The organism is Flavobacterium sp. FG68, from assembly GCF_057808895.1.
On sequence record NZ_JBMDIY010000011.1, the window covers coordinates 78,536 to 100,221 of the forward strand.

General features: G+C 32.5%; 19 protein-coding genes. 9 read left to right on the forward strand and 10 right to left on the reverse strand.

From position 1 onward, the window contains the following. Positions 1–155: 155 nt before the first annotated feature. From clpP to ACODSB_RS09205, 5 genes are all read right to left on the reverse strand, one after another. Positions 156–830 carry an ATP-dependent Clp endopeptidase proteolytic subunit ClpP gene (gene clpP / locus ACODSB_RS09185; protein ID WP_053471615.1) on the reverse strand — a complete coding sequence of 225 codons (675 nt, stop codon included), beginning with the start codon at positions 828–830 and terminating at the stop codon, positions 156–158. A 244-nt stretch (positions 831–1,074) separates the two neighbouring features. Then, positions 1,075–2,397, reverse strand: a complete 1,323-nt coding sequence (locus ACODSB_RS09190; protein WP_488936814.1) for a trigger factor — start codon at positions 2,395–2,397, stop codon at positions 1,075–1,077. 114 nt (positions 2,398–2,511) lie between these two features. Beyond that, a complete protein-coding gene (locus tag ACODSB_RS09195; RefSeq protein ID WP_053471617.1) occupies positions 2,512–2,856 on the reverse strand; it encodes a phage holin family protein in 345 nt (114 codons plus the stop codon). Positions 2,857–2,946: 90 nt separating this feature from the next. Further along, a complete protein-coding gene (locus tag ACODSB_RS09200; RefSeq protein ID WP_488936815.1) occupies positions 2,947–3,876 on the reverse strand; it encodes a sterol desaturase family protein in 930 nt (309 codons plus the stop codon). Between the two features lie 145 nt (positions 3,877–4,021). Next, the gene (locus ACODSB_RS09205) at positions 4,022–4,786 is read right to left on the reverse strand and encodes an alpha/beta fold hydrolase (protein WP_488936816.1); all 765 of its coding nucleotides are present in this window, start codon (positions 4,784–4,786) and stop codon (positions 4,022–4,024) included. Positions 4,787–5,006: 220 nt separating this feature from the next. Between ACODSB_RS09205 and ACODSB_RS09210 the strand changes: the two genes are divergently transcribed. Next, on the forward strand, positions 5,007–6,362 hold the full coding sequence (locus ACODSB_RS09210) for a hypothetical protein (RefSeq protein ID WP_488936817.1): 1,356 nt from the start codon (positions 5,007–5,009) through the stop codon (positions 6,360–6,362). Positions 6,363–6,410: 48 nt separating this feature from the next. Here the strand turns inward: ACODSB_RS09210 and ACODSB_RS09215 are convergent, their stop codons facing one another. From ACODSB_RS09215 to ACODSB_RS09225, 3 genes are all read right to left on the reverse strand, one after another. Then, positions 6,411–7,265: a DUF4249 domain-containing protein gene (locus ACODSB_RS09215; protein ID WP_488936818.1), complete on the reverse strand. Its 855-nt coding sequence runs from the start codon at positions 7,263–7,265 to the stop codon at positions 6,411–6,413. A 2-nt stretch (positions 7,266–7,267) separates the two neighbouring features. After that, on the reverse strand, positions 7,268–9,541 hold the full coding sequence (locus tag ACODSB_RS09220) for a TonB-dependent receptor plug domain-containing protein (RefSeq protein WP_488936819.1): 2,274 nt from the start codon (positions 9,539–9,541) through the stop codon (positions 7,268–7,270). A 78-nt stretch (positions 9,542–9,619) separates the two neighbouring features. After that, positions 9,620–10,333 carry a pyridoxine 5'-phosphate synthase gene (locus ACODSB_RS09225; RefSeq protein WP_053471624.1) on the reverse strand — a complete coding sequence of 238 codons (714 nt, stop codon included), beginning with the start codon at positions 10,331–10,333 and terminating at the stop codon, positions 9,620–9,622. A 116-nt stretch (positions 10,334–10,449) separates the two neighbouring features. Here ACODSB_RS09225 and ACODSB_RS09230 point away from each other — a divergent pair, with 116 nt between their 5' ends. The 8 genes from ACODSB_RS09230 (at position 10,450) to murI (ending at position 18,909) form a co-directional block, all read left to right on the forward strand. Then, on the forward strand, positions 10,450–11,109 hold the full coding sequence (locus tag ACODSB_RS09230; protein ID WP_053471625.1) for a CBS domain-containing protein: 660 nt from the start codon (positions 10,450–10,452) through the stop codon (positions 11,107–11,109). 91 nt (positions 11,110–11,200) lie between these two features. Beyond that, positions 11,201–12,085 (forward strand): NAD kinase, encoded by an 885-nt coding sequence (locus ACODSB_RS09235; RefSeq protein ID WP_053471626.1) that lies wholly within the window; start codon positions 11,201–11,203, stop codon positions 12,083–12,085. A 173-nt stretch (positions 12,086–12,258) separates the two neighbouring features. Next, complete coding sequence (porG, locus tag ACODSB_RS09240) at positions 12,259–12,948, forward strand: type IX secretion system protein PorG (protein WP_488936820.1); 690 nt, start codon at positions 12,259–12,261, stop codon at positions 12,946–12,948. Positions 12,949–12,953: 5 nt separating this feature from the next. Next, positions 12,954–13,694: an undecaprenyl pyrophosphate synthase gene (gene uppS / locus ACODSB_RS09245; protein ID WP_053471628.1), complete on the forward strand. Its 741-nt coding sequence runs from the start codon at positions 12,954–12,956 to the stop codon at positions 13,692–13,694. Continuing rightward, positions 13,627–16,383: a BamA/OMP85 family outer membrane protein gene (locus ACODSB_RS09250; protein WP_488936821.1), complete on the forward strand. Its 2,757-nt coding sequence runs from the start codon at positions 13,627–13,629 to the stop codon at positions 16,381–16,383. Before uppS ends, ACODSB_RS09250 begins: the two co-directional genes overlap by 68 nt. Before the next feature lie 59 nt (positions 16,384–16,442). Continuing rightward, a complete protein-coding gene (locus tag ACODSB_RS09255) occupies positions 16,443–17,465 on the forward strand; it encodes an OmpH/Skp family outer membrane protein (RefSeq protein ID WP_488936822.1) in 1,023 nt (340 codons plus the stop codon). Between the two features lie 13 nt (positions 17,466–17,478). After that, complete coding sequence (locus tag ACODSB_RS09260; protein WP_177178064.1) at positions 17,479–17,982, forward strand: OmpH/Skp family outer membrane protein; 504 nt, start codon at positions 17,479–17,481, stop codon at positions 17,980–17,982. Between the two features lie 150 nt (positions 17,983–18,132). Beyond that, positions 18,133–18,909, forward strand: coding sequence for a glutamate racemase (gene murI, locus ACODSB_RS09265; protein ID WP_053471631.1), 777 nt, complete (start codon positions 18,133–18,135; stop codon positions 18,907–18,909). On the opposite strand, the gene bamG is transcribed toward murI, so the two are convergent. Next, on the reverse strand, positions 18,910–20,148 hold the full coding sequence (bamG, locus tag ACODSB_RS09270) for a BamG family beta-barrel-assembly machinery protein (RefSeq protein WP_488936823.1): 1,239 nt from the start codon (positions 20,146–20,148) through the stop codon (positions 18,910–18,912). It lies immediately after the preceding gene. Further along, on the reverse strand, positions 20,149–21,477 hold the full coding sequence (locus ACODSB_RS09275) for a DUF4270 family protein (protein WP_488936824.1): 1,329 nt from the start codon (positions 21,475–21,477) through the stop codon (positions 20,149–20,151). Between the last annotated feature and the right edge of the window lie 209 nt (positions 21,478–21,686).

The window sequence follows — 21,686 nt, forward strand, 5'->3', positions numbered from 1 at the left end:
ACTAAGCTGCAAAGATACTAAGTTTCTAAGCTTTTTTTATCTAAAACTTTAAAACTTAACGTCTTTACAGCTTAATATTTGATTTTTATTTTGATTTTAAATTACAAAGAACACTTAGATTCTCAGCCTCTTAGCAACTTAGAAGCTTAAAAAAATTAGCTTCTTCTTAATACTTCATCAATCATTCCGTATTCTTTTGCTTCTTCAGCGATCATCCAGTAGTCACGCTCACTGTCTTTGTGAACTCTGTCAAAGGTTTGTCCTGAATGCTGCGAAATGATGTGATATAATTCATCTTTTAATTTCAACATTTCACGTAAGTTGATTTCCATATCTGTTGCAACACCTTGTGCTCCTCCAGATGGCTGGTGAATCATTACTCGTGAATGTGGCAGAGCCGAACGTTTTCCTGCTGCTCCTGCACATAATAAAACTGCTCCCATAGAAGCTGCCATACCTGTACAAATTGTAGCTACGTCTGGTTTAATAAATTGCATTGTGTCATAAATTCCTAATCCTGCGTAAACGCTTCCTCCAGGAGAATTTAAATAAATCTGGATATCTTTTGATGCATCAGCACTTTCTAAAAATAATAACTGAGCCTGAACGATATTAGCGATTTGGTCGTCGATACCAGTTCCTAAAAAGATAATTCTGTCCATCATTAATCTTGAAAAAACGTCTAATTGAGAAATATTCAACTGACGTTCTTCGATGATATATGGAGTCATATTCGTTGGGTTCATCGCAGCTATGATTTTGTCATAGTACATAGCGTTTACTCCTTGGTGCTTTGTAGCAAATTTTTTGAATTCTTTACCGTAGTTCATATGTATCTGTTCTAAGTTTACTTTATTTAATATATTATTCTCCATCAAAGGTTGTACCTATTTCTAAAGAATGTCAATTTGTCTTCTTTTTGTTTTGTTTCATGTTTCAAGTTAATTTAGTTTCAAGTTCTGTGGCTAACATGAAACCTGAAACAAGATAAACCTGAAACAAGATAAACCTGAAACAAAAAAAGAGCGTCGGCAGAAAAACTGCCGACGCTCAAATATAATTATTTTTCAGAAATTATTCTCCGTAAGAAGCTGCAATAAATTCTTCGTAAGTAACTTCTTTAGTTGTTGGATTTGCTTTCTCTTTGAATAAATCTAACAATTTAGCCGCTACAACTTGCTCAGAAAGTCTTTTCACTTCTTCCTGGTTAGATAAAACTCTAGCCACGATTCCCTGAACTTCTTCGTCAGTTGGGTTTGTTTGTCCAAATTGAGCCATTTGTTGTCTGATAGCGTTTGATGTAAACTCTTTCAAATCTTCAAATGTAATTTGGATATTACTTTGAGCCATTGCTTTTCCTTCAATTAATTGAAAACGTAAACCTTTTTCAGATCTTGCGTATTCAACTTCAGCTTCTTCTGCAGAGAGTTTTTTCTCTCCAACAGTTTGTAACCATTTTTTAAGGAATTCAGCCGGTAAATCAAATTTTGTATTTTCGATTAGGAAATCCTGAACGTCTAATAATAATTTTTGGTCTGCTTGCTGTGCAAATTGAGCTTCAGCATCTTCTTTAATTTTAGCTTTTAAGTCTTCTAAAGAAGCTACTTTTCCTTCACCAAAAAGTTTATCAAATAATTCCTGGTTTAATTCTGCCAATTCAGCACCGTTGATAGCTTCAATTGTAAAGTTTACTTCGATATCTAAACCGTGAACATCATCATGAGATACCTTTAAGTAATCCATTAATTGGTGATCGTCTTCAAATAAACCTTTTGTGCTTACTTTAACAACATCTCCAACTTTTTTACCGATGAATTTATCTCCGGCTTTTTTGTTGAATGTAGATACAGAAATTGTAGTTGTATTGCTGATACCTTTTTCTTCGTTTGTAAAAGTTCCTGTTAAATCTGAATCAGCTTCAACTTTATCCTGAGGAATTGCTTTTCCAAATTGTTTTTGGATACGCTCTACTTGTCCGTCGATTAATTTATCATCAGCAGTAACGATATATTTTACGATATTGTTTTTAGCTTCTAAATCTATTTCGAAGTTTGGCACTAAACCAATTTCGTATTCAAAAGTTAATTCTTCTGCATCCCAGTCAATGTTTTCGTTTTCTTTAGCAAGAGGAGTTCCTAAAAGATTTAATCTTTCAGATTGAATAAAACGCTCTAAAGCCAAATCAACTACTTTTTTAATTTCTTCTTGTTTAATACCCTTTCCGTATTGTTTTTCAACAAGATCTTTAGGAACTTGTCCTTTTCTAAATCCTTTTACTTGCGCTAAAGGCAATTTTTCGTTGATTCTTTTTGCCACTTGACCTTTATAATCCATATGAACAACGTTCAATACAATTGTCTCGTTTACAGCGTCTATTGCTACTCTTTTAATATCCATCTTCTTCTTTAATTTACATAATAAAATTGGGTTGCAAAATTATAAAATTTTTGCAACCCAACCAAGTTTTTAATTTATTGTATTTGAAGCAGTTTATGTGCTTTTAATTTTGATTTATTTATCGTCTCCTAATATTTTGTAAGTAATTGACTGAAGAATAGACAAAATAATACTGAAAAATAATGCTGTCCAGAATGATTCGACTGCAAAACCTCCCACAATATAAGTGCAGAGTATAATTATTATAGCATTGATGACCAGTAAAAATAGCCCCAGCGTAATAACTGTAACCGGAAAAGTTAATATTACCAAAATTGGTTTTATAAAAACATTTAACAATCCTAAAACCACTGCAACTATAACAGCCGTGGCAAAACTGGCAACATGAACCCCTGGTAAAAAATTCGCGATCAACAAGACTAAAGCTGCCGTGACAAGAAGTCTTAGTATTAATTTCATAACTTTTTCTTTTAAAATTTTAATAAAAGTAATGATTTTTTTCTAACCCTATATTTATTCAGAAATGGTTTCTTAAATTAAATTTTCAGGCTAGTTTAATATTTTATTTTGCTTCAATTCATATTCTCTTTGATAATCTTTTACTGTTTTTCCTTGTCCGTTTGGTTTCCAGCCGGGAGCATAAAACATATACTTCAATCGGTTTTGCCAACCGATGTTAGGCTGCTTAATATCTTTCCACATTTTTTTCCATTCGTAAAATAAAAGTTCAAAAGCACTATCATCTTTTCGTTTTGGATAAATTCCAAATTTCACGGGTATTTCTGGTTCTTCTTTTTGAAAAGTCCCAAATATTCTATCCCAAATTATTAATGCCATTCCCATGTTTTTGTCTAAATATTTAATATTTCTGGCATGATGCACTCTGTGATGCGATGGTGTCACTAAAATCCATTCTAAAATACCCATCCTTTTTACACTTTGAGTATGTACCAAAGTTCCATAAACCTGAAACAATGCATAAGCCGCCATAATATGCCAAGGGTTAAAACCTAGAAAAGCCAAAGGAGAAAAATACAAATAACGATAAAGTGGCTGGAAAACAGGCGACCTGAATCCGGTAGAAATATTATAGTATTCTGAGCTATGATGCGTAATATGTACGGACCAAAAAAACCTTGATTTATGATCTACAACATGCAATACATAATATGCGAAATCCTGTAGTAAAAAAACAGCAGCCCAATAATACCAAATATGTATATTCCAAGAAAAAATACGGTGTTGAAAAAAGAAAAACATAACTCCAAAAGCAAATAATTTCATTATAAAATCTAATGCAAAATTAAGCACCGCAAATGTGACATTTACAAAAACGTCATTTTTAGTATACAGGTTCTTTTTACCAAAATGACTAAAGAGCATTTCGACAAAAATCAAAAGTGCAAAAAATGGAGAGGAATACAAATAAATCAATCCTAAACCACTTTCGTCAAATAAATTATAAAAATTGAAATCCATTAAATTATTAAACATTAAAATTCAAAATGCAAATTTATAAATTTTAATGTTTACATGTAAGTGAATTCTTATTTTTAAGATTTCTTTAATTAATAGCGCACTATCAATTTACCTAATATTGTTAATGGCTTAAGCATTTTAAAAATTACTCTTTCAAAAACTCGGTTGTCAGTTCAAAAAACATTTTAGGATTTTCGGCATGAAGCCAATGTCCTGCGTTTGGAATGGTTTCTAATTTAAAATTGGGGAACTGTTTTCTTATTTCATCCAAATCTGTATCTAAAATATATCCAGATTCTCCTCCTCTAATAAACAAGGTTGGATTATTAAAAACTAAATTTTCTGCCAATGGTTTCCCGATAGCATCGAGATTATTATTGAAAACCTCCAAATTAAAACGGAAAGCAAGTTGTCCGGGTTCTTTCCAATATAAATTTTTCAATAAAAACTGGCGCGTTCCAAAATCAGAAACATATTGTGCGACGATTGCTTCAACATCATTTCGGCTTGGCTTTACAGAAAAATCAACTGCATTTAAACCTGCCAAAATATCCTGATGATGCTGTTTGTAAAATTTCGGTCCAATATCTGCCACAATTAATTTATCTACAAGATCAGAATGTGTTGTCGCAAAAAGCATTGCCACTTTTCCACCCATCGAATGTCCAAGAATATCAATTCTTGTCAGATTATTTGCCTGACAATATTCATATACGTCCTGAACCATCGCTTCGTAACTCCATTCGTCAGAATGAAAGCTGCGTCCGTGGTTTCTTAAATCTAAAATATGAACCTGAAATCCGGCCTCAACATATTGTCCTGCCAGCGTTTTCCAATTATCAGACATTCCAAGAAATCCATGCATGATGATAAATGGTTTTCCTTCGCCTTCTATTTTTGAGTAAAGCATTAAATTTTTCTTTTAAAATTCTACTACAAATGTAAAAAACTTATCAATTAATCTGTAACAGAATGTATTCTTCAAGATATTTTTTACAATTAATATTAATAGAAAAAAGTTTACATTTTTACGTGATCCCGTAAAGTTAATAAAATCAAATAAGCTATCTTGCGCCCCGAAATCAAAACCAAAAACTTGATTTAAATCCAAATTAATTAATACCACCTTTATGATTAAAAAATTCCTTTTATTATCATTAGTTGCTTCGCAGCTTATGGTTTCATGTTCAAGCGACGAAAGCAATGACGAAACTACTAAACCTGAAACAGAATTATCATTAGAAGAGCAAATTGCTGCAATTATCAAACAGCCTTATTCTAAATTAACTCCTGGTGAGCAAAAATTAAAATTAGAGGCTGAAGCTAATCAAATGCTTACTGAGCTGGACAAAACGAAAAGTTCTGGAGCTATTGAAGCATTAGAAAATTTATCAAGATTGTTAGGTGTTGATCAAATTGAGCTTTTTGATGGTAAAGATGATAATGGCATTGAAGACATTTTAACTGTTTCTGGTGTCTATGGTGTTTATACATGGAATAATACCAACGAAAAATGGGTGAAAACAGCTTCAACTACAGAGCTAAAATTTGTTTTCCCTGCTAAAGAATCTCAAACTGCAAACAATGCTGTTTTTACTTCTAAAAGTGTTTCATCTGACATAAAAGTAAAATTCGCCACTAATTATTATGACGATGAAGAAATAACTGACTATTTCTTTCTTCCACTTTCTGCTGATGCGGTTTTAACAATTGACAATGCACAAGCAGCTACATTTACACAAACTGCAAAATATGCAAACGGAAAAGAAATCCCTACTGATTTTGCATACAAAATGACTTTGAACGATGGTTACACTTGGGAAATGAGTGGTGTTAAGGCAGCGCAAAATACCTCAAAAGCATCTCTTACTTACAACGGAAAAACTCTAATTAACTTTAATGCCGGAAGTAATGCTGAAATTGACAAATTACTTACTAATGAAGAACTTACTCAATACAGAGGTAAAGCAAATGGTTTATTCCAATTAATGGATAATTTCATAATTGTTGCCGATATGGATTTAGTTAGTGAAGCGGCAGATCAAGCAGCATTAGAAAAAAGCGTAGTACACCCTGATTATCCTGATTATCAAAACCCTAAAACTGATTTTAAAGCTTATTATACAGCAAAAAATGTATATGAGAAAAAATATTCTGAAGGAAGTGCTGTCAATTTTAATAAAAATATAAAATTGATTTTAGTTTCTAAAAAAGATGGAACTAAAATAGCAGATATTATACAACATTCTGCAGAGGATTACAGCTATTATGCTAACATACCTGTATGGACAGTTGACCAATGGAATCCTGATGGTTACTGGTCTTATAACGAAGAGTTTAAAGTACAATATTATGGTGAAGATTATTATTTAAAATTCAATGATAATACTGAAGTATCTATGAGTACTTACTTCTCTGAAGGATTTGATACTTTCCAAACTAAATTTGAAGACTTTATTAGTGCTTTTAATAAAGAAGAAAAATAGTTTTAAAAAAATATAATTTAAAGCCGGTTTGAATATTTCAAATCGGCTTTATTTTTTTGGAGGTGTTTTAACAATTATAGTACTTTGTCCATATCCTGCCCAAATTCCAATTCCGCCTTTTATATTCGACTTTAAACTTGTGTTTGACGGGTAAATAGGATTTTTGCTGTTTACGATTTCGTTTTGCCAGCTGTTCCAGAAATCTAATGCTTCTTTGGTTTGAGTTCTTAGTTTTACATAAATAACGTCTCCATCAGCAAAATAAGGGGTAAATTTTGTTTTAGGAAACAACAAAACTCCTCTGTTTATCTGCACTGAAACCGAAGAACTTTCGAAATTTTTATCGTCTAAATTTCCATAAAATGAAGGCACAAAAATAGGTTCTTCGCCGTCAATTTTTGTAGCGATTTGGTAATAGTTTTTTTCGGCTGGTGGATCATCAAATTTTACAAAAATATAGCCGGTTGTATCTATCGCATTCTTCTTTATATATTCTGCACTTTTAAGCGGCACTGATTTTGGAATTGATGTTACAGCTTCAACAACACGATTTAGGTATTCAATTTTAATAGAATATTCTTTTCCGGCTTCTCCTTTTAATGTTGACCCGAAATACACAAATGGAGGAATTCTGTTTTTATCGTTTTTCACTCTTAAAACTTCTGAATTCTGACCGTCAGAAATTGTGATTTTTGCCGATCGAATTACATGATTTAAAACATTTGTAGAATCAATTACATCTGTAACCGGAATACTGCTCGACAGTAAAACATTGGCAAAATCACCTTCTTCAATCCAACCTTCAACAACTATTTTTGATTCCAAGTTTTTTTGTTCACTAAAGTCGTCTTTTAAACAACTTGTTAGTACTAAAGCAAAAAGAAATAGTATATATTTTTTCATCTTTAAAATTTAAATCTCCAGCTAACAGAAGGAAGAATTCGGTATAAAACCTTTTTTTCCTGTTTTACCACAACTTTGCTTTTGTCTTCGTTTACTTCTACATCTAAAACAACATAAACCGGGTTTGAAATATTGAATGCATTGTAAATAGAAAAGTTTAAAGCACTTTCTTTTTTAGCCGTTTTTATAAAATAATAATTGGCAGAAAGATCAGTTCTAATATAATTCGGCATTTGCGCATTATTATATCCTGAATATTCTTTAACAGGATTATTGTTTATGAAGTACCAAGAAGTTGGCATTGTAAACCGATTTCCGGAGCCAAAAATTTGAGTAACTCCAAAATTCCATTTTGAGTTTAAATCATACATTCCAACAACAGAAAGATTATGGCGTCTGTCATATTTTGCAAAATAGGTTTTCCCGTTATTCAGTTCATCAAAATTTCGATCAGACCAGCTTAAGGTATAACTCAGCCAGCCCGTAAATTTTCCGTTGCTTTTTTTGAGCATCATTTCAAATCCATATGCTTTTCCTTTTCCCACATACAAATCATTTTTTAACGTTGTAATTTCATTAAACTGCGTTATTCCATACGGATATTCCAGCAGGTTTTTCATCGAACGATAAAATCCGCCAAATGAAGAAGAAAAATTTCTGGTAATATTTTGATTGGAACCAATAGCAAATTCATTAGACGATTGCGGTTTTATTCCATCAGAACTTGCAATCCAAAAATCAGTTGGAATACCAACGCTTGAAGTTGTAATCAAACTCAAATATTGATATTGTCTATTATATGAAGCGTAAAATGAATATTTTTCATTGGCATAATAATTCAGCACAGCGCGCGGTTGAAAATGCAAATACGAGTCTGATCCCGAAGTATAATAATTAATTCGAAGTCCTAAATCGGCCGTTATATTTTCAAATAACTTAGGTTTTGCGTTTACAAAAATTGCTGCTTCATTGGCATTAATTATTCTTTGGGAATAATTATCAAGTGTTGTCAGGTTTTCTACATTCACTTTTTGAGGCTGCAAATTGTGATAAACATATTGCAAACCTGACTCAAATGGAATATTATGAATTGAAAACCTAACGGAATTTGTAAACCCAAAATCTTTCACAAAAGAAGAAACTCCAAATTGAATTGTTGCCTGTTCCATACTTAAATCATTAGAATAATGACTAAAATAAACCGAATTAGACATGCTTACTTTTGGAGAAAATGTTGTGGTTAAAGATGGTGAAACTGTAAAGTTACTCCATTTTAATTTCGTTCGCAGCGCCAGATTCTCATCTTTTATTTTCAATTCATCTCCGCTGAAAAAAGCGTCTAATGAAAACATATTCTTTTTAGAAACTTGGGATAAAAAAGTAAAATTCGCATCAGAAAAACCATATTTCATGTCCTGAACATCATTGCTTTCTGAACCAGATTTTAATATTGGGCCTACAACTTCATCTATATAAGTTTTTCTTCCGGAAATATAAAATCCTGTTTTATCATTTAAAGGAACTGCCAATGTTACCTGCGATGCCAAAATTCCGGCATTTCCCTGAATCGAAAATTCTGATGGTAATTTTTTATTGGTGTTTAAAACTGTTGTCGAACTTAATCGCCCGCCGTATTTTGCATTCGAACTTGATTTGTCAAATTCCACATCCTTAATATGATCTGCGTTGTAAAAAGGAAAAATCCCTAGTAAATGAGACATTCCATAAATGGGCGCTTCATTATACAAAATCGCATTATGACCAGGATCGCCGCCACGCACGTACAAATAACCGTTTGCATCTCCGGAATTTTGCACTCCGGGTGTCAGCTGCAAAAGTTTTATAATATCTGTAGTTCCTAAAAGTGTTGGAACAGCGTTTAATTCTTTTAAATTAAACGAAAGTTTTCCTCCAGATAAAGTTTTGATGCCGCTTTTTTTATCATTTGAAATAATCACTTCTTTTAAAAGCGAAATATCTTTTTCTAAAACAATAGAAAGTATGGTGTCTTTTTGAAGATTGCAATAAATAGTTTTTGGTATAAAATCTAAATGGTTAATTTTTAGAACCAAATTACCTGAAGGAATGCTTTCTGAAAAGTTACCTAAAGTATCTGTAATAGTATACAGCTGTTTTTGGTTTATCTCAAAAGAAACATTGACACCAATTAAATTTTGATTTTCGGATGATTTTACATTTCCTGATATCCTAACATTTGACTGTGCAAAAAGGTTGGAAAAGGATAATAATAAAAAAAGAATAATAGATTTCGACACTTAATTTTAATAAGAAAAGTGCGAAAATAAACAATTATAACCCAATTACATCAGGTTATAATTGTTTTAATTTTAATCTTACTTCAATTTATTCAAATACATATTCACAACATTATCTAAACCAAGATAAAGTGCTTCTGAAATTAAAGCGTGGCCAATAGAAACCTCTAATAATCCCGGAATATTTTGTTTGAAGAACTGAATATTGTCTAAACTCAAATCGTGTCCGGCGTTAATTCCTAAACCTAATTCGTTTGCTAATTCTGCAGCTTTTACATACGGATCGATTCCGTTTTTATTTCCCAAATCGTATTGATGTGCAAAAGCTTCTGTATATAATTCGATTCTGTCCGTTCCTGTTTTTTTAGCTCCTTCGATAATTTCTAAAACCGGATCAACAAAAATCGATGTTCTGATCCCGTTTCTTTGAAATTCCTGAATAACTTCGGTTAAATAATCTTGATTTTTAATGGTATCCCAGCCTGCAGAAGATGTAATGGCTCCAATTGCATCTGGAACTAAAGTAACCTGATCTGGTTTGCATTCTAAAACTAAATCAATAAAATTATGCTGCGGATTTCCTTCAATATTATATTCAGTAGTAACAATTGCTTTTAAATCGCGTGCATCCTGATAGCGAATATGACGCTCATCCGGACGCGGATGAATGGTAATTCCCTGCCCTCCAAAACGCTGAATATCGACAGCAACTTTTAATAAATCAGGTACATTTCCGCCTCTTGCATTTCGTAACGTTGCAATTTTATTGATATTAACACTTAACTTTGTCATATAAATAGATAATTAATTCAAGTAACACTATATTTGTTACGACAAAAATACAAAGTAAAACGCAGCAGTTTTTGGTATTTTTTGATTATTTTGCATCAAATATCTTCGATTGATTTATGACAGAAATTACAAACTATATCACAAATGATTTCAGAGCGATTGATAGTCAGGAAACGATAGCCTCGATTCAGGACTTTTTCATCGATGTAAATTTTTCTCATTTCCCGATTTTAGAAGATGGGATTTTCATTGGAAGTATTTCTTCTGATGATGTGGAAACATTTGATACCGATAAAAAAGCTATTGACTACAAATACACTTTAGAACGCTTTTTTGCCAGAAAATCAATGATCTGGCTGGATGTTCTGGAAGTCTTTGCAAAAAATCACACTAATATTATTCCAATTCTTGATGAAAATAACAGCTATATAGGCTATTATGAAATGGAAGATATTATGAAATTTTTTCAGGAAACGCCATTTTTAAAAGAACAAGGAGGAATTATTATTGTTCAGAAAGGACTTCTGGATTATTCAATGAGCGAAGTAACGCAAATTGTAGAAAGCAATAATGGTAAAATTTTAGGCTGTTTTGTTTCTGAAGCCGATGTAGAAAATGTACAGATTACCATAAAAATAGGTTTGGGAGCGATGAATGAAATTATTCAGACGTATAGAAGATATGGCTATGAAATTATTTCAGAACATCAGGAAGACACCTATATTAATAGTTTAAAAGAACGTTCTGATTATTTAGACAAGTATCTTAATATTTAAATTAGAAAATTGGTCAATGAGAAAATTAGAAAATGTTCTCAACTAATAAATTATCAAATTAACACATTTCCTCATTATCTAATTAAGAAGAATGAAAATAGCCATTTACGGACAATATTATCAAAACAGTACCGAACCTATTATAAAAGACATTTTCTCGTTTTTCAATTCTAATAATGTAGAAATGGTAATTGAGGAAAATTTTCTGGACATGCTTTACGATAAGCAGCTTGTAAAAAAGGAGTATAAAACTTTTTCTCCAAGTACTACTTTAGATAATAGTTTTGAAATGCTGATTAGTATTGGCGGCGATGGAACGATTTTGAGAGCTGCTGCTTTTGTTCGCAATTCAGGTATTCCTTTATTAGGTATAAATGCAGGAAGATTAGGGTTTCTTGCAAAAGTTCAAAAAGAAAACATTGACAGTTTACTGCAATATGTTATCGATCAAAACTACACAACTTCTGAAAGAACTTTACTGGGCATATCCTGCGAACCTAAAAATGATGCATTCGCAGAACTTAATTTTGCAATGAACGAGGTTACTGTCAGCAGAAAAGATACGACTTCGATGATTACTGTTGATACTTATTTAAACAATGAATATTTAAATTCTTACTGGGCAGATGGTTTGATTATTTCTACTCCAACAGGTTCTACAGGATATTCATTAAGCTGCGGAGGACCTATTTTAACTCCAGATGTAAAAAGTTTAGTAATTACACCAATCGCACCACATAATTTAACCGCCAGACCACTTGTTATTCCAGACGATACAGAAATCACTTTACGCGTAACAGGAAGAGAAGACCAATATTTGGTTTCCTTAGATTCCAGAATTTCTTCGGTAAAAAACGAATCAGTTCTTAAGATCAAAAAAACAGATTATAAAATAAAAATGATTGAAATACCGGGCGAAACTTTCTTAAAAACCTTAAGAAACAAACTGCTTTGGGGAGAGGACAAGAGAAATTAATCTCTTTTCTCCTTCATCACTATACGATAATACCACATTTTCTCGTTCTGCATATAGCGAATCATCATTAAATTGCTCAAAATCATAATGTAAATTGAAAAAAAAGCACATTTATCTAAAGGAACTTTGATTCGTATTGATAATTATTATATTTGCACGCAATTTTGAATTAAATGAAGAAAATTTTTAATTTATTGTTATGTTTTTTCCCTTTTATTACACTTAATGCTCAAATCAATGAGCTTGGTGTGTTTATTGGCGGAAGTAACTTTGTTGGTGACGTTGGAAGTACAACTTACATTAACCCAAATAAACCGGCTTTTGGTATTTTGTACAAATGGAACAAAAGTCCAAGACACTCTTATCGTTTTTCTTATACACAGTCTAATATTCTTGGAAATGATGCTGATTCAGATGAAACGAGCCGCAGCAACAGAGGATATCGTTTTGAAAACGAGGTAAAAGAATTTTCTGCTGGTTTAGAATTTAATTTTTTCGATTTTAATCTTCATGATTATCACACAAAAATTACTCCTTATATATATTCAGGTTTAAGCTTTTTTATTTATGATGGTTTATATCGAAATATCAACAGCATTAGTACAACGCAAAAGATCAATTCAAATTCATTTGCTATACCTATAACACTCGGAATTAAATCAAATGTAACTCCGCATTTTGTTATAGGTGCCGAAGTTGGCGCACGATATACTTTTACCGACAATATTGACGGCAGTAATCCTGATACCAGCAATACAAACATTTTAAAATTCGGAAATTTAAATAATAATGACTGGTATGTCTTTTCAGGTATTACTTTAACTTATACCTTTGGACAAAAACCTTGCTACTGCGCAGAATAATAAAAATGAATTTACTAGACTCTATAGATCAATCAAACTTACCAAAACATCTGGCCATTATTATGGACGGAAACGGGCGCTGGGCTAAACAACAAGGCTTTTTAAGAGCTTTTGGACATGAAAACGGCACCAAATCTGTAAAAAAAACAATTACAACTTGTGCCAAACTAGGTATTGAGTACCTAACGCTGTATGCCTTTTCTACAGAAAACTGGAATCGTCCTAAACTGGAAGTTGAGGCATTAATGAAAATATTGATCAATTCCTTAAAAAAAGAGCTAGTTACACTTCAAGAAAACAATATCAGACTTAATGCTATTGGAAATCTTGATAAATTGCCAAAATCGGCACAAAAGGAACTTTTAGACGTAATTGAGAAGACCAAAAACAATACCAGACTAACGTTAACCCTTGCTTTAAGCTATGGTTCCAGAGAGGAATTGGTAAATGCTGTTAGAGTGATTAGTGATAAAGTTAAAAATAATATAATTTCAATAGACACTATTGACGATTCAATTATAAATGAGCATCTTTACACGCAAAATTTACCTGACGTAGATTTATTAATACGAACAAGTGGAGAACATAGAATAAGTAATTTTCTGTTGTGGCAGATTGCCTATGCTGAATTATATTTTACTAATGTCTTGTGGCCAGACTTTAAAGATCAAGATTTATATGAGGCTATTATTAGTTATCAAAAAAGAGAACGTAGATTTGGAAAAACCAGTGAACAAATTAAATAATTTTTTAGTGTTACAAAAAAGAATACCACAAATAATCTGTACCCTTTTACTATTGGGTAGTTTTTCACAAGTTAAAGCTCAAGATAGAGTTCCTTTTGACCAAGGAAAAAAATATATTCTGGCTAAAGTTTCTGTTGTTGGTAAAATAAGCTTCAATGAGCAGACTGTTGTTACTTTCTCAGGCCTTCAAGTGGGGCATGAAATAACAGTTCCGGGTGAAGAAATCACGGGCGCTATCAAAAAATTAGGTAAACTAGGTCTTTTCGACGAAATCTCTTTTTATATTAGTAAGGTTCAAAACGACAGTATTTATTTAGATTTAAATATTGTTGAACTTCCAAAATTAAATGAAGTTAAAATCACCGGCGTTAAGAAAAGTAAAGTCGAAGGATTAATTAAGGATAACAATTTAACTAAAAATAAAATTGTAAACGAAAACTTAATTACAACTACTAAAAATTACATCGAAAACAAGTATAAAAAAGACGGTTTTTACAATACAAAAGTTACCATTACTACTACTCCCGACAGTACTGCAGGAAATCAGGTAAACATGCTTGTGAGGGTAGATAAAGGAGATAAAGTTAAAATAAGCAGTATTGATTTCATTGGAAATAAGCAGCTTACTGATACAAAATTAAGAGCAGCGATGAAGGATACGAAACAAAAAAATCTGCTTCGTGTTTTTAAAGCGTCTAAATTTATCCCTGAAAAATACAAAACTGACTTAGAAAAAGTTATCGCTGCTTACAAAGAAAAAGGATATCGTGATGCACGTATTATTTATGACTCTGTTACTTATAACAAAGACAAAAATATGCTTGCTATAAAAATTAATGTAGAAGAAGGAAACAAATATTACTTCGGAAATATTAAGTTTTTAGGAAATACCGTTTATTCAGATCAGCAGTTAAACCGTTATTTAGGAATCAAAAAAGGAGAAACTTATAATGGTGTTTTATTAGAAAAAAGAATCGCTGATAACACAAAACCTGACGGGGAAGATATCACGAACTTATACCAAAACAACGGTTATTTATTCTCTAAAATTAATGCTGTAGAGGTAAAAACTGTAAACGATACAATTGATTTTGAGATTAGAATTACAGAAGGTCCTATCGCCTATTTCAATAAAATCTATGTTACTGGAAATGACAAAACAAATGACCACGTTATTTACCGTGAGTTAAGAACTAAGCCAGGAAACAAATACAGCAAAGAAGAATTAGTTAGGACTATTCGTGAAATTGGTCAATTAGGATTCTTTGATCCGGAGGCTATTAAACCCGAATTTAGAAACGTTGATCCTGCTGCAGGAACTGTTGATATTGAATACCAATTAGTAGAAAAAGGATCTAGCCAGGTTGAGCTTCAGGGAGGTTACGGCGGAGGAGGTTTTATTGGAACTTTAGGTTTATCTTTCAACAACTTCTCCGCTAGAAAATTATTTGATAAAGATGCTTACAAACCGCTTCCTATGGGAGACGGGCAAAAAGTAGCGCTTCGTTTACAAGGAAGTACTTATTTCCAAACGTACAGTTTATCATTCTCTGAACCATGGTTTGGAGGTAAAAAACCAGTACAGTTTAGTTCATCAATTTCATACAGTAAACAGTTCAATAACAATTATGTAACCAGAACTGTAGATAAAAGCCAAAGTTTTAATATTTTTACAGTTCAGGTTGGTTTAGCGAAACGTTTAACGGTGCCGGATGATTATTTCGTTCTTTCACAATCTGTGAGTTATCAACATTATGACTTAAACAATTACTACACAGGATTGTTTACATTTGGTAACGGAGCATCAAGAAACCTTGCTTATACTATAGGACTTTCAAGAAGTAATAAAGGGGTTAACCCAATATTCCCAACTTATGGTTCTGAATTTAGTATCTCTGCAAAAGTTACGCCTCCGTATTCATTATTTAATGGAGTTAACTACGGAGATTTAGGAAACCAAAAAGAATATAAAGTACAATATACCGGAGAGGCAAAAACTGGTCCAGACGGACAGCCTATAAATCCAGGTGATTATATGAAAGCTGAAACTATAAACGGATCTTCTCAATATGTGAGTGTAGGATCTGATTATAAGAGCGCTGACACAGATGCTGCAAAGGTCGATCAAAAGAAATATAACTGGTTAGAATACTATAAAGTAAAATTTAAAGCAGACTGGTATACTAAAGTGTATGGAAAATTAGTTTTAAGAACATTAACAGAATTTGGTTTCTTAGGAGCTTATGATCAATCAAGAGGAGTTGTTCCGTTTGAGCGTTTCTATTTAGGAGGAGATGGAATGGCAAACTATTCAATGGATGGTAGAGAAACAATACAATTAAGAGGTTATCCGAACAACTCGCTGACACCTGTTAATTCATTGGGACAACAGATTGGAGCTACTGTGTATAACAAATTCTCGATGGAATTACGTTATCCTATTACATTAAAATCGTCTGCATCGATTTATGCATTGACGTTTTTAGAAGCAGGTTCATCATATCCATCGTTTAAAGATTACAATCCGTTTGATTTAAATCGTTCTGCTGGTGCTGGTTTACGTGTATTCATGCCTGCATTTGGATTATTAGGAATTGATTTCGGTTACGGTTTTGATGCTCTTCCAGGGTCTGTTACAAACAAGGCAAATGGATGGGAAACACATTTTATTATTGGTCAACAGTTTTAGTGCGGGTTTTATTACAAATTTTAATACCTTTGGCTAAAAATTCAAAATAAAGTAATGTTATGAAACAACGGTTTTTATTTATATTTTTAGTCTTGATTGCCGTAAATACAATTCAGGGTCAAGGTAAAACGACTAGAATCGGTTACATTGATATGGAATATATTTTGGAAAATGTTTCTGATTACAAAGAAGCAAAATCACAATTAGAGCTAAAAGCTCAAAAGTGGAAGCAAGAAATAGAAGCCAAAAAATTAAACATCAATACGCTTAAAGAAAATCTTAAGGCGGAAAAAGCTTTATTGACTAAAGAATTAATTGATGAAAGAGAAACTGAAATAAAATTTCAGGAAAACGAAATGCTGGAATATCAGCAAAAACAATTTGGTGCTGATGGAAATTTAATGAGACAGAAATCAGCTTTAGCAAAGCCAATTCAAGATCAGGTTTTTACAGCTGTTCAAGATATTGCCGAAGCTAAAAATTATGATTTCATTTTTGATAAATCGTCAGATTTGACAATGCTTTTTAGCAACAAAAGATTCGATATTAGTGATCAGGTACTGCGTATTTTAAACAGAACTGAGAAAAGAGAACAATTGACTAAAAAACAATTGAAAGATCAGGAAGCTAAAGAGAGTAAGGAAAATGCAATTGATGAAAATCCGGCAATGGCAGATCGTCAAAAAGCATTAGATGAAAAGAGAACTGCGAGAGAAAAACTGATTGAAGACAGAAGACTGGAGCAGGAAGCTAAGAAAAAAGAATACGACGACAGAAGAAAAGCAATTCAGGCAGAACGAGAAGCTAAAAAAAATGGCACGGTTTCTGAACCAGCAAAAACAACCGAGGCAGCAAAAACAACTGAAACGGCTAAACCTGGAGAAACAGCTAAACCTGCAACAACAACTACTGAGCCTGCGACAACAGAACCTGCAGTAGATAAAGCGGCAGAAAGACAAAAGCTTTACGAACAGCGTAAAAAAGAATTAGAAGAGAGAAGAAAAAAAATACTCGAAGAACGAGAAGCGGCTAAAAAAGCAAAAGAGGCCGAAACACAAAAAACAAATACGACCAATAATTAATTAATTTTTTAAAATGATGAAACAAATCAAAACTTTACTAATTGCTGCAATACTTATTTTAGGAGCAAGTAATACAATGAACGCACAGGCGAAGGTTGCCCATGTTGATGTTAGCGAGATTATGTCGAAAATGCCTGCTATGCTAGATGCTCAAAATCAACTGCAAAAATTAAGTGGGACATATGATGCTGAATACAAAAAAATGGTTGACGAATACCAAACTAAAATCAAAAAGTATGAAGCTGAAGCAGCAACTGTAACTGAGGCTGTAAACGGTGATCGTTCTAAAGAAGTTCAGGATATGCAAAAAAGAATTGTTGACTACAGAGACAATGCTCAAAAAGAACTTCAACAAAAAGAAACTGATATCGTAAAACCTTTAATGGAAAAAGTAAGAGCTTCTATCCAAAAAGTTGGTAAAGCTAAAGGTTTCCAATATGTTTTAGATGGTTCTACTCTTCTATTAGCTGATGGTCCAAACATTACTGCTGACGTGAAAAAAGACTTAGGATTCTAATAAACGAATTCCTTATAATTAAACTGCTTAAATTTTAAAAATTTAAGCAGTTTTTTTTTTACATTTATTTAAAATTAAAATCCATTAATATTTCCCGATTTCTACTAAATTGGAATATATTTTTATTTCAAAAAATACTAATTTTGTATTATGACAAACAATAATCCTATAGGCGTTTTCGACTCTGGCATTGGAGGGACTTCAATCTGGAAAGAAATTCACGATTTACTTCCAAACGAAAAAACAATTTATTTAGCCGATAGCAAAAATGCTCCCTACGGTCAAAAAACAAAAGAAGAGATTGTTGCCTTAAGTAAAAAAAATGTAGAGTTTTTACTTGAAAATAATTGCAAATTAATTGTAGTAGCATGCAACACTGCAACAACAAATGCAATTTGGGAACTTCGTAATGATTATGATATACCGTTTATAGGAATTGAACCTGCAATAAAGCCAGCTGCTAATAATTCTAAAACGCAGGTTATTGGAATCCTGGCTACAAAAGGAACATTAAATAGTGAACTGTTTAATAAAACAGCAGAGATGTTTCAGCATACTACAATTATTGAGCAGGTTGGTTACGGTCTGGTTAAATTGATTGAAGATGGCAATTTATATTCTCCGGAAATGACCCAATTATTAGAGGAGTATTTACAGCCTATGATCGATGCCAATATTGATTATCTTGTTTTAGGCTGCAGCCATTATCCTTATTTAATTCCGCAGATTAAAAAAATACTTCCGGATCACATTCAAATCATAGATTCTGGAGAGGCAGTAGCAAGACAAACACAAAATATTTTGCGTGAAAAAGTCGGTTTTACTGACACTCCAAAAAGTGAACCTATATTTTATGTCAATTCAAATCCAGCGGTTTTAAAATCTATTTTAGAAGATAAATATCCGGTAATTGAAAAAGACTTTTAATTAATCAAACTTTCGTTTCACAAACCAAATTCCATCTAAAGATAAATTAAGGGTTATCTTATGATAATTTTCTTTAATAAGATTTTCTGATATCCTGCCTCTTTGACCATAGGAATATGAAATATTTAGGGACGAAGAGGTATTTTCGATTGGCAGATTAACTCCCACAGAAATTGAGGCGTTGTTAACTCTTTTTCCGTCAACTTCAAGATAACCGGTATCAAAATTTGCTCCCGCAGAATATGTTATCCTATCCCAATATTTACGAATATTTCTATTAGCATTGAAGTACGAAAATCCAAGGGCAAATCTGTCCTGATTTACAAAATCTCCATAAAGATCAGACTGCCTGGTATCATTCCACAAACTTTTTTCGTAATCTAACGTCATGTTCAAAACATTCTTAAATCGCTTGCTGATCCCTACTCCTATTTCTAAAGGCATATAATAATCATCCACATCCGAAGCTGTTTCAGACTCAATAACATTAACAACTCCATCTGCAGATGTTTGAACAGATTGAACTTTTGAGCCTTTAATTTGTGCCGGAAGTTTAAAAGTTGTTCCAATTGTCAATGTGGAATCTATTTTATACTGCGTTCCTAAAGTAGCACGAAATCCGCTGTAATCTGTTTTTTTATGAACATTAGTAATTGAATTCAAAATAGTAAAGGTGCGATCGTCTGTAATATTTCCAAATAACAAAGCGGCAGTAGCTCCAACAGTCAGCTTTTTACCAAAACGATATCCATAGGAGAAATCAAAATCATTTAATCCTCCTGAACCAGCTGCAGACAAATTATACGATTCCTTACTATCTGCAATAGGAAGTAAAAGATTTGAAATTTTATACGTAGAACTCGAATACGGTTTAAGTGCAATACTAAAGCCTGAATTCTTCGTTATCGGAAAAGCAAAAGCTAAATGAGAAAACTGAAAGTTATTTCGCTTCTCTGTTTTGGATTTACTTTGGTATGTTGTTCCAATAGCTTTTCCGCCCACATCAAGCATAAAATGATTTAAAGGCATAAACCCTAAAGACGCCGGATTTAGATTATTGATAAAACCTTCTGAAGGCAAAGCGATTCCGGAAGATCCAATTGATGAAATCGCACCAAAATCGGCATCATACACACTTCCTAAACCATACAATGAATAGGGCGAACTCGAAATACTTTGAGAAAATGAAGTCAGCGCCATTAAAATGAAGCAGCTTACAAAAATTATTTTCTTTTTCATTTAATAGGAGAGGTAATAAATTTTTATTAGAATTTTATTTTCGGGATGTTTTTGATCTCCTAAAACAAGTCTGTTAACTGATTTAGAAATTCCGGGCAATGTTAATATCAGGGATGATCTTGAATCTGACGCTTTCAGCATTTCCTTTTGTAAAAAACTGCCCAGCGGAATGGTATAACCTATATTTTCATTAAACTCATCACTTTTCTGGCTCAAAGTTCCATAAACTGCCGCTCCTGCAGCATTAAGCAAACTGCCGCTAATTCTGTTTAAATTATCGCCCACATATACTTTTAAGGAATCTGCCAGAGGATATTTATTTGAATACGAATTGTTTACAGGTTTTATAAACATTTGAGCGTCGACAATGGCTCCATTACTTGAAATATTTTTAAGCTGCTTTATATTCGGAAAATCAATACGGCAGGCAACTCCGGTTCCAGACTGAATAAAACCTTGTTTATTGGTTAAGGAACTTGAAAGTTTACTGGTCGAAACGGGTAAATTTTGAATTATAGTTCCTGTTTTATCGAGCGATATAGAGTTAAATTGTGTCGCTGTATTTGACATCAGGAAATCGATAAAAAAAGAATCAGCATCTGCGTCGCCCTGATATTTAGAATAATACAATCGAACTTTGCTGGTACTAGTATGAAAACCTATTACACTCGACGAATTTGAACTGGAAGGAACAAGCACTAATCCTTTTAAATATTCAGTAAGATTATCTAAACCGGTAATTTCTCTCTTTTTTATTTTTTGAAAGAGCGCTTCTCCAAAATCCTTACTCATTTTAATATTAATAGAATCTTTTTCTATTGGACGGGGTTTGTACGAAACAGTGCCCAGACTTTCGTCGCTGTAGGTTAAGGTTGAATTATTGTAAAAACTGTCATCATCCTTATTTGGCTTTACTTTTTGAGTCAGTCGATGAATGTCAAATTTTTGAACCTGAGTAGTATCTCCGTAATAATAGTTATCATATTTTAAAATCATGGAGATAGAATCAAAAACAAAATTTACAGTCTCAGTATCTGAACCTGAATTATTCAAGGCATAAGAACTTGCAGAAAGCTGGAAATAACTGTTTGATTTTACTTTTCCTAAAATAGGATCATCATAATTACCTATTAAAATTCGGCTTTGTCCCGAAGTAATAAGTGAATCGAAATTAATAGTTGACATTTCGACCGTAAGCGTGTCGATCATCACTACTTTATTATTTATAGCCAAATAATCTGAACCTACAACAAAATTTCCCGCATCAGTATCTGTACCGCAGGAAAATATAGTAAAAGCAAAAACTAACATTAATAAAAACTTGCCCATAATCAATTTTTTGAGCAAATATAAAATGCAGTCTTCTGCACCACACTATAACATATACAGTCACGTGTTTTTAGACTATCAACGGCGAAAAAACATCTACAATGGAATATCGTAAATAAATATTTCATTCGACCTTAAAAAAGGCTGTTTTGTCTATCAAAAAGAGTCATACATATATCTTCTTTTTTTTAAAACCTTCTCCAACCTAC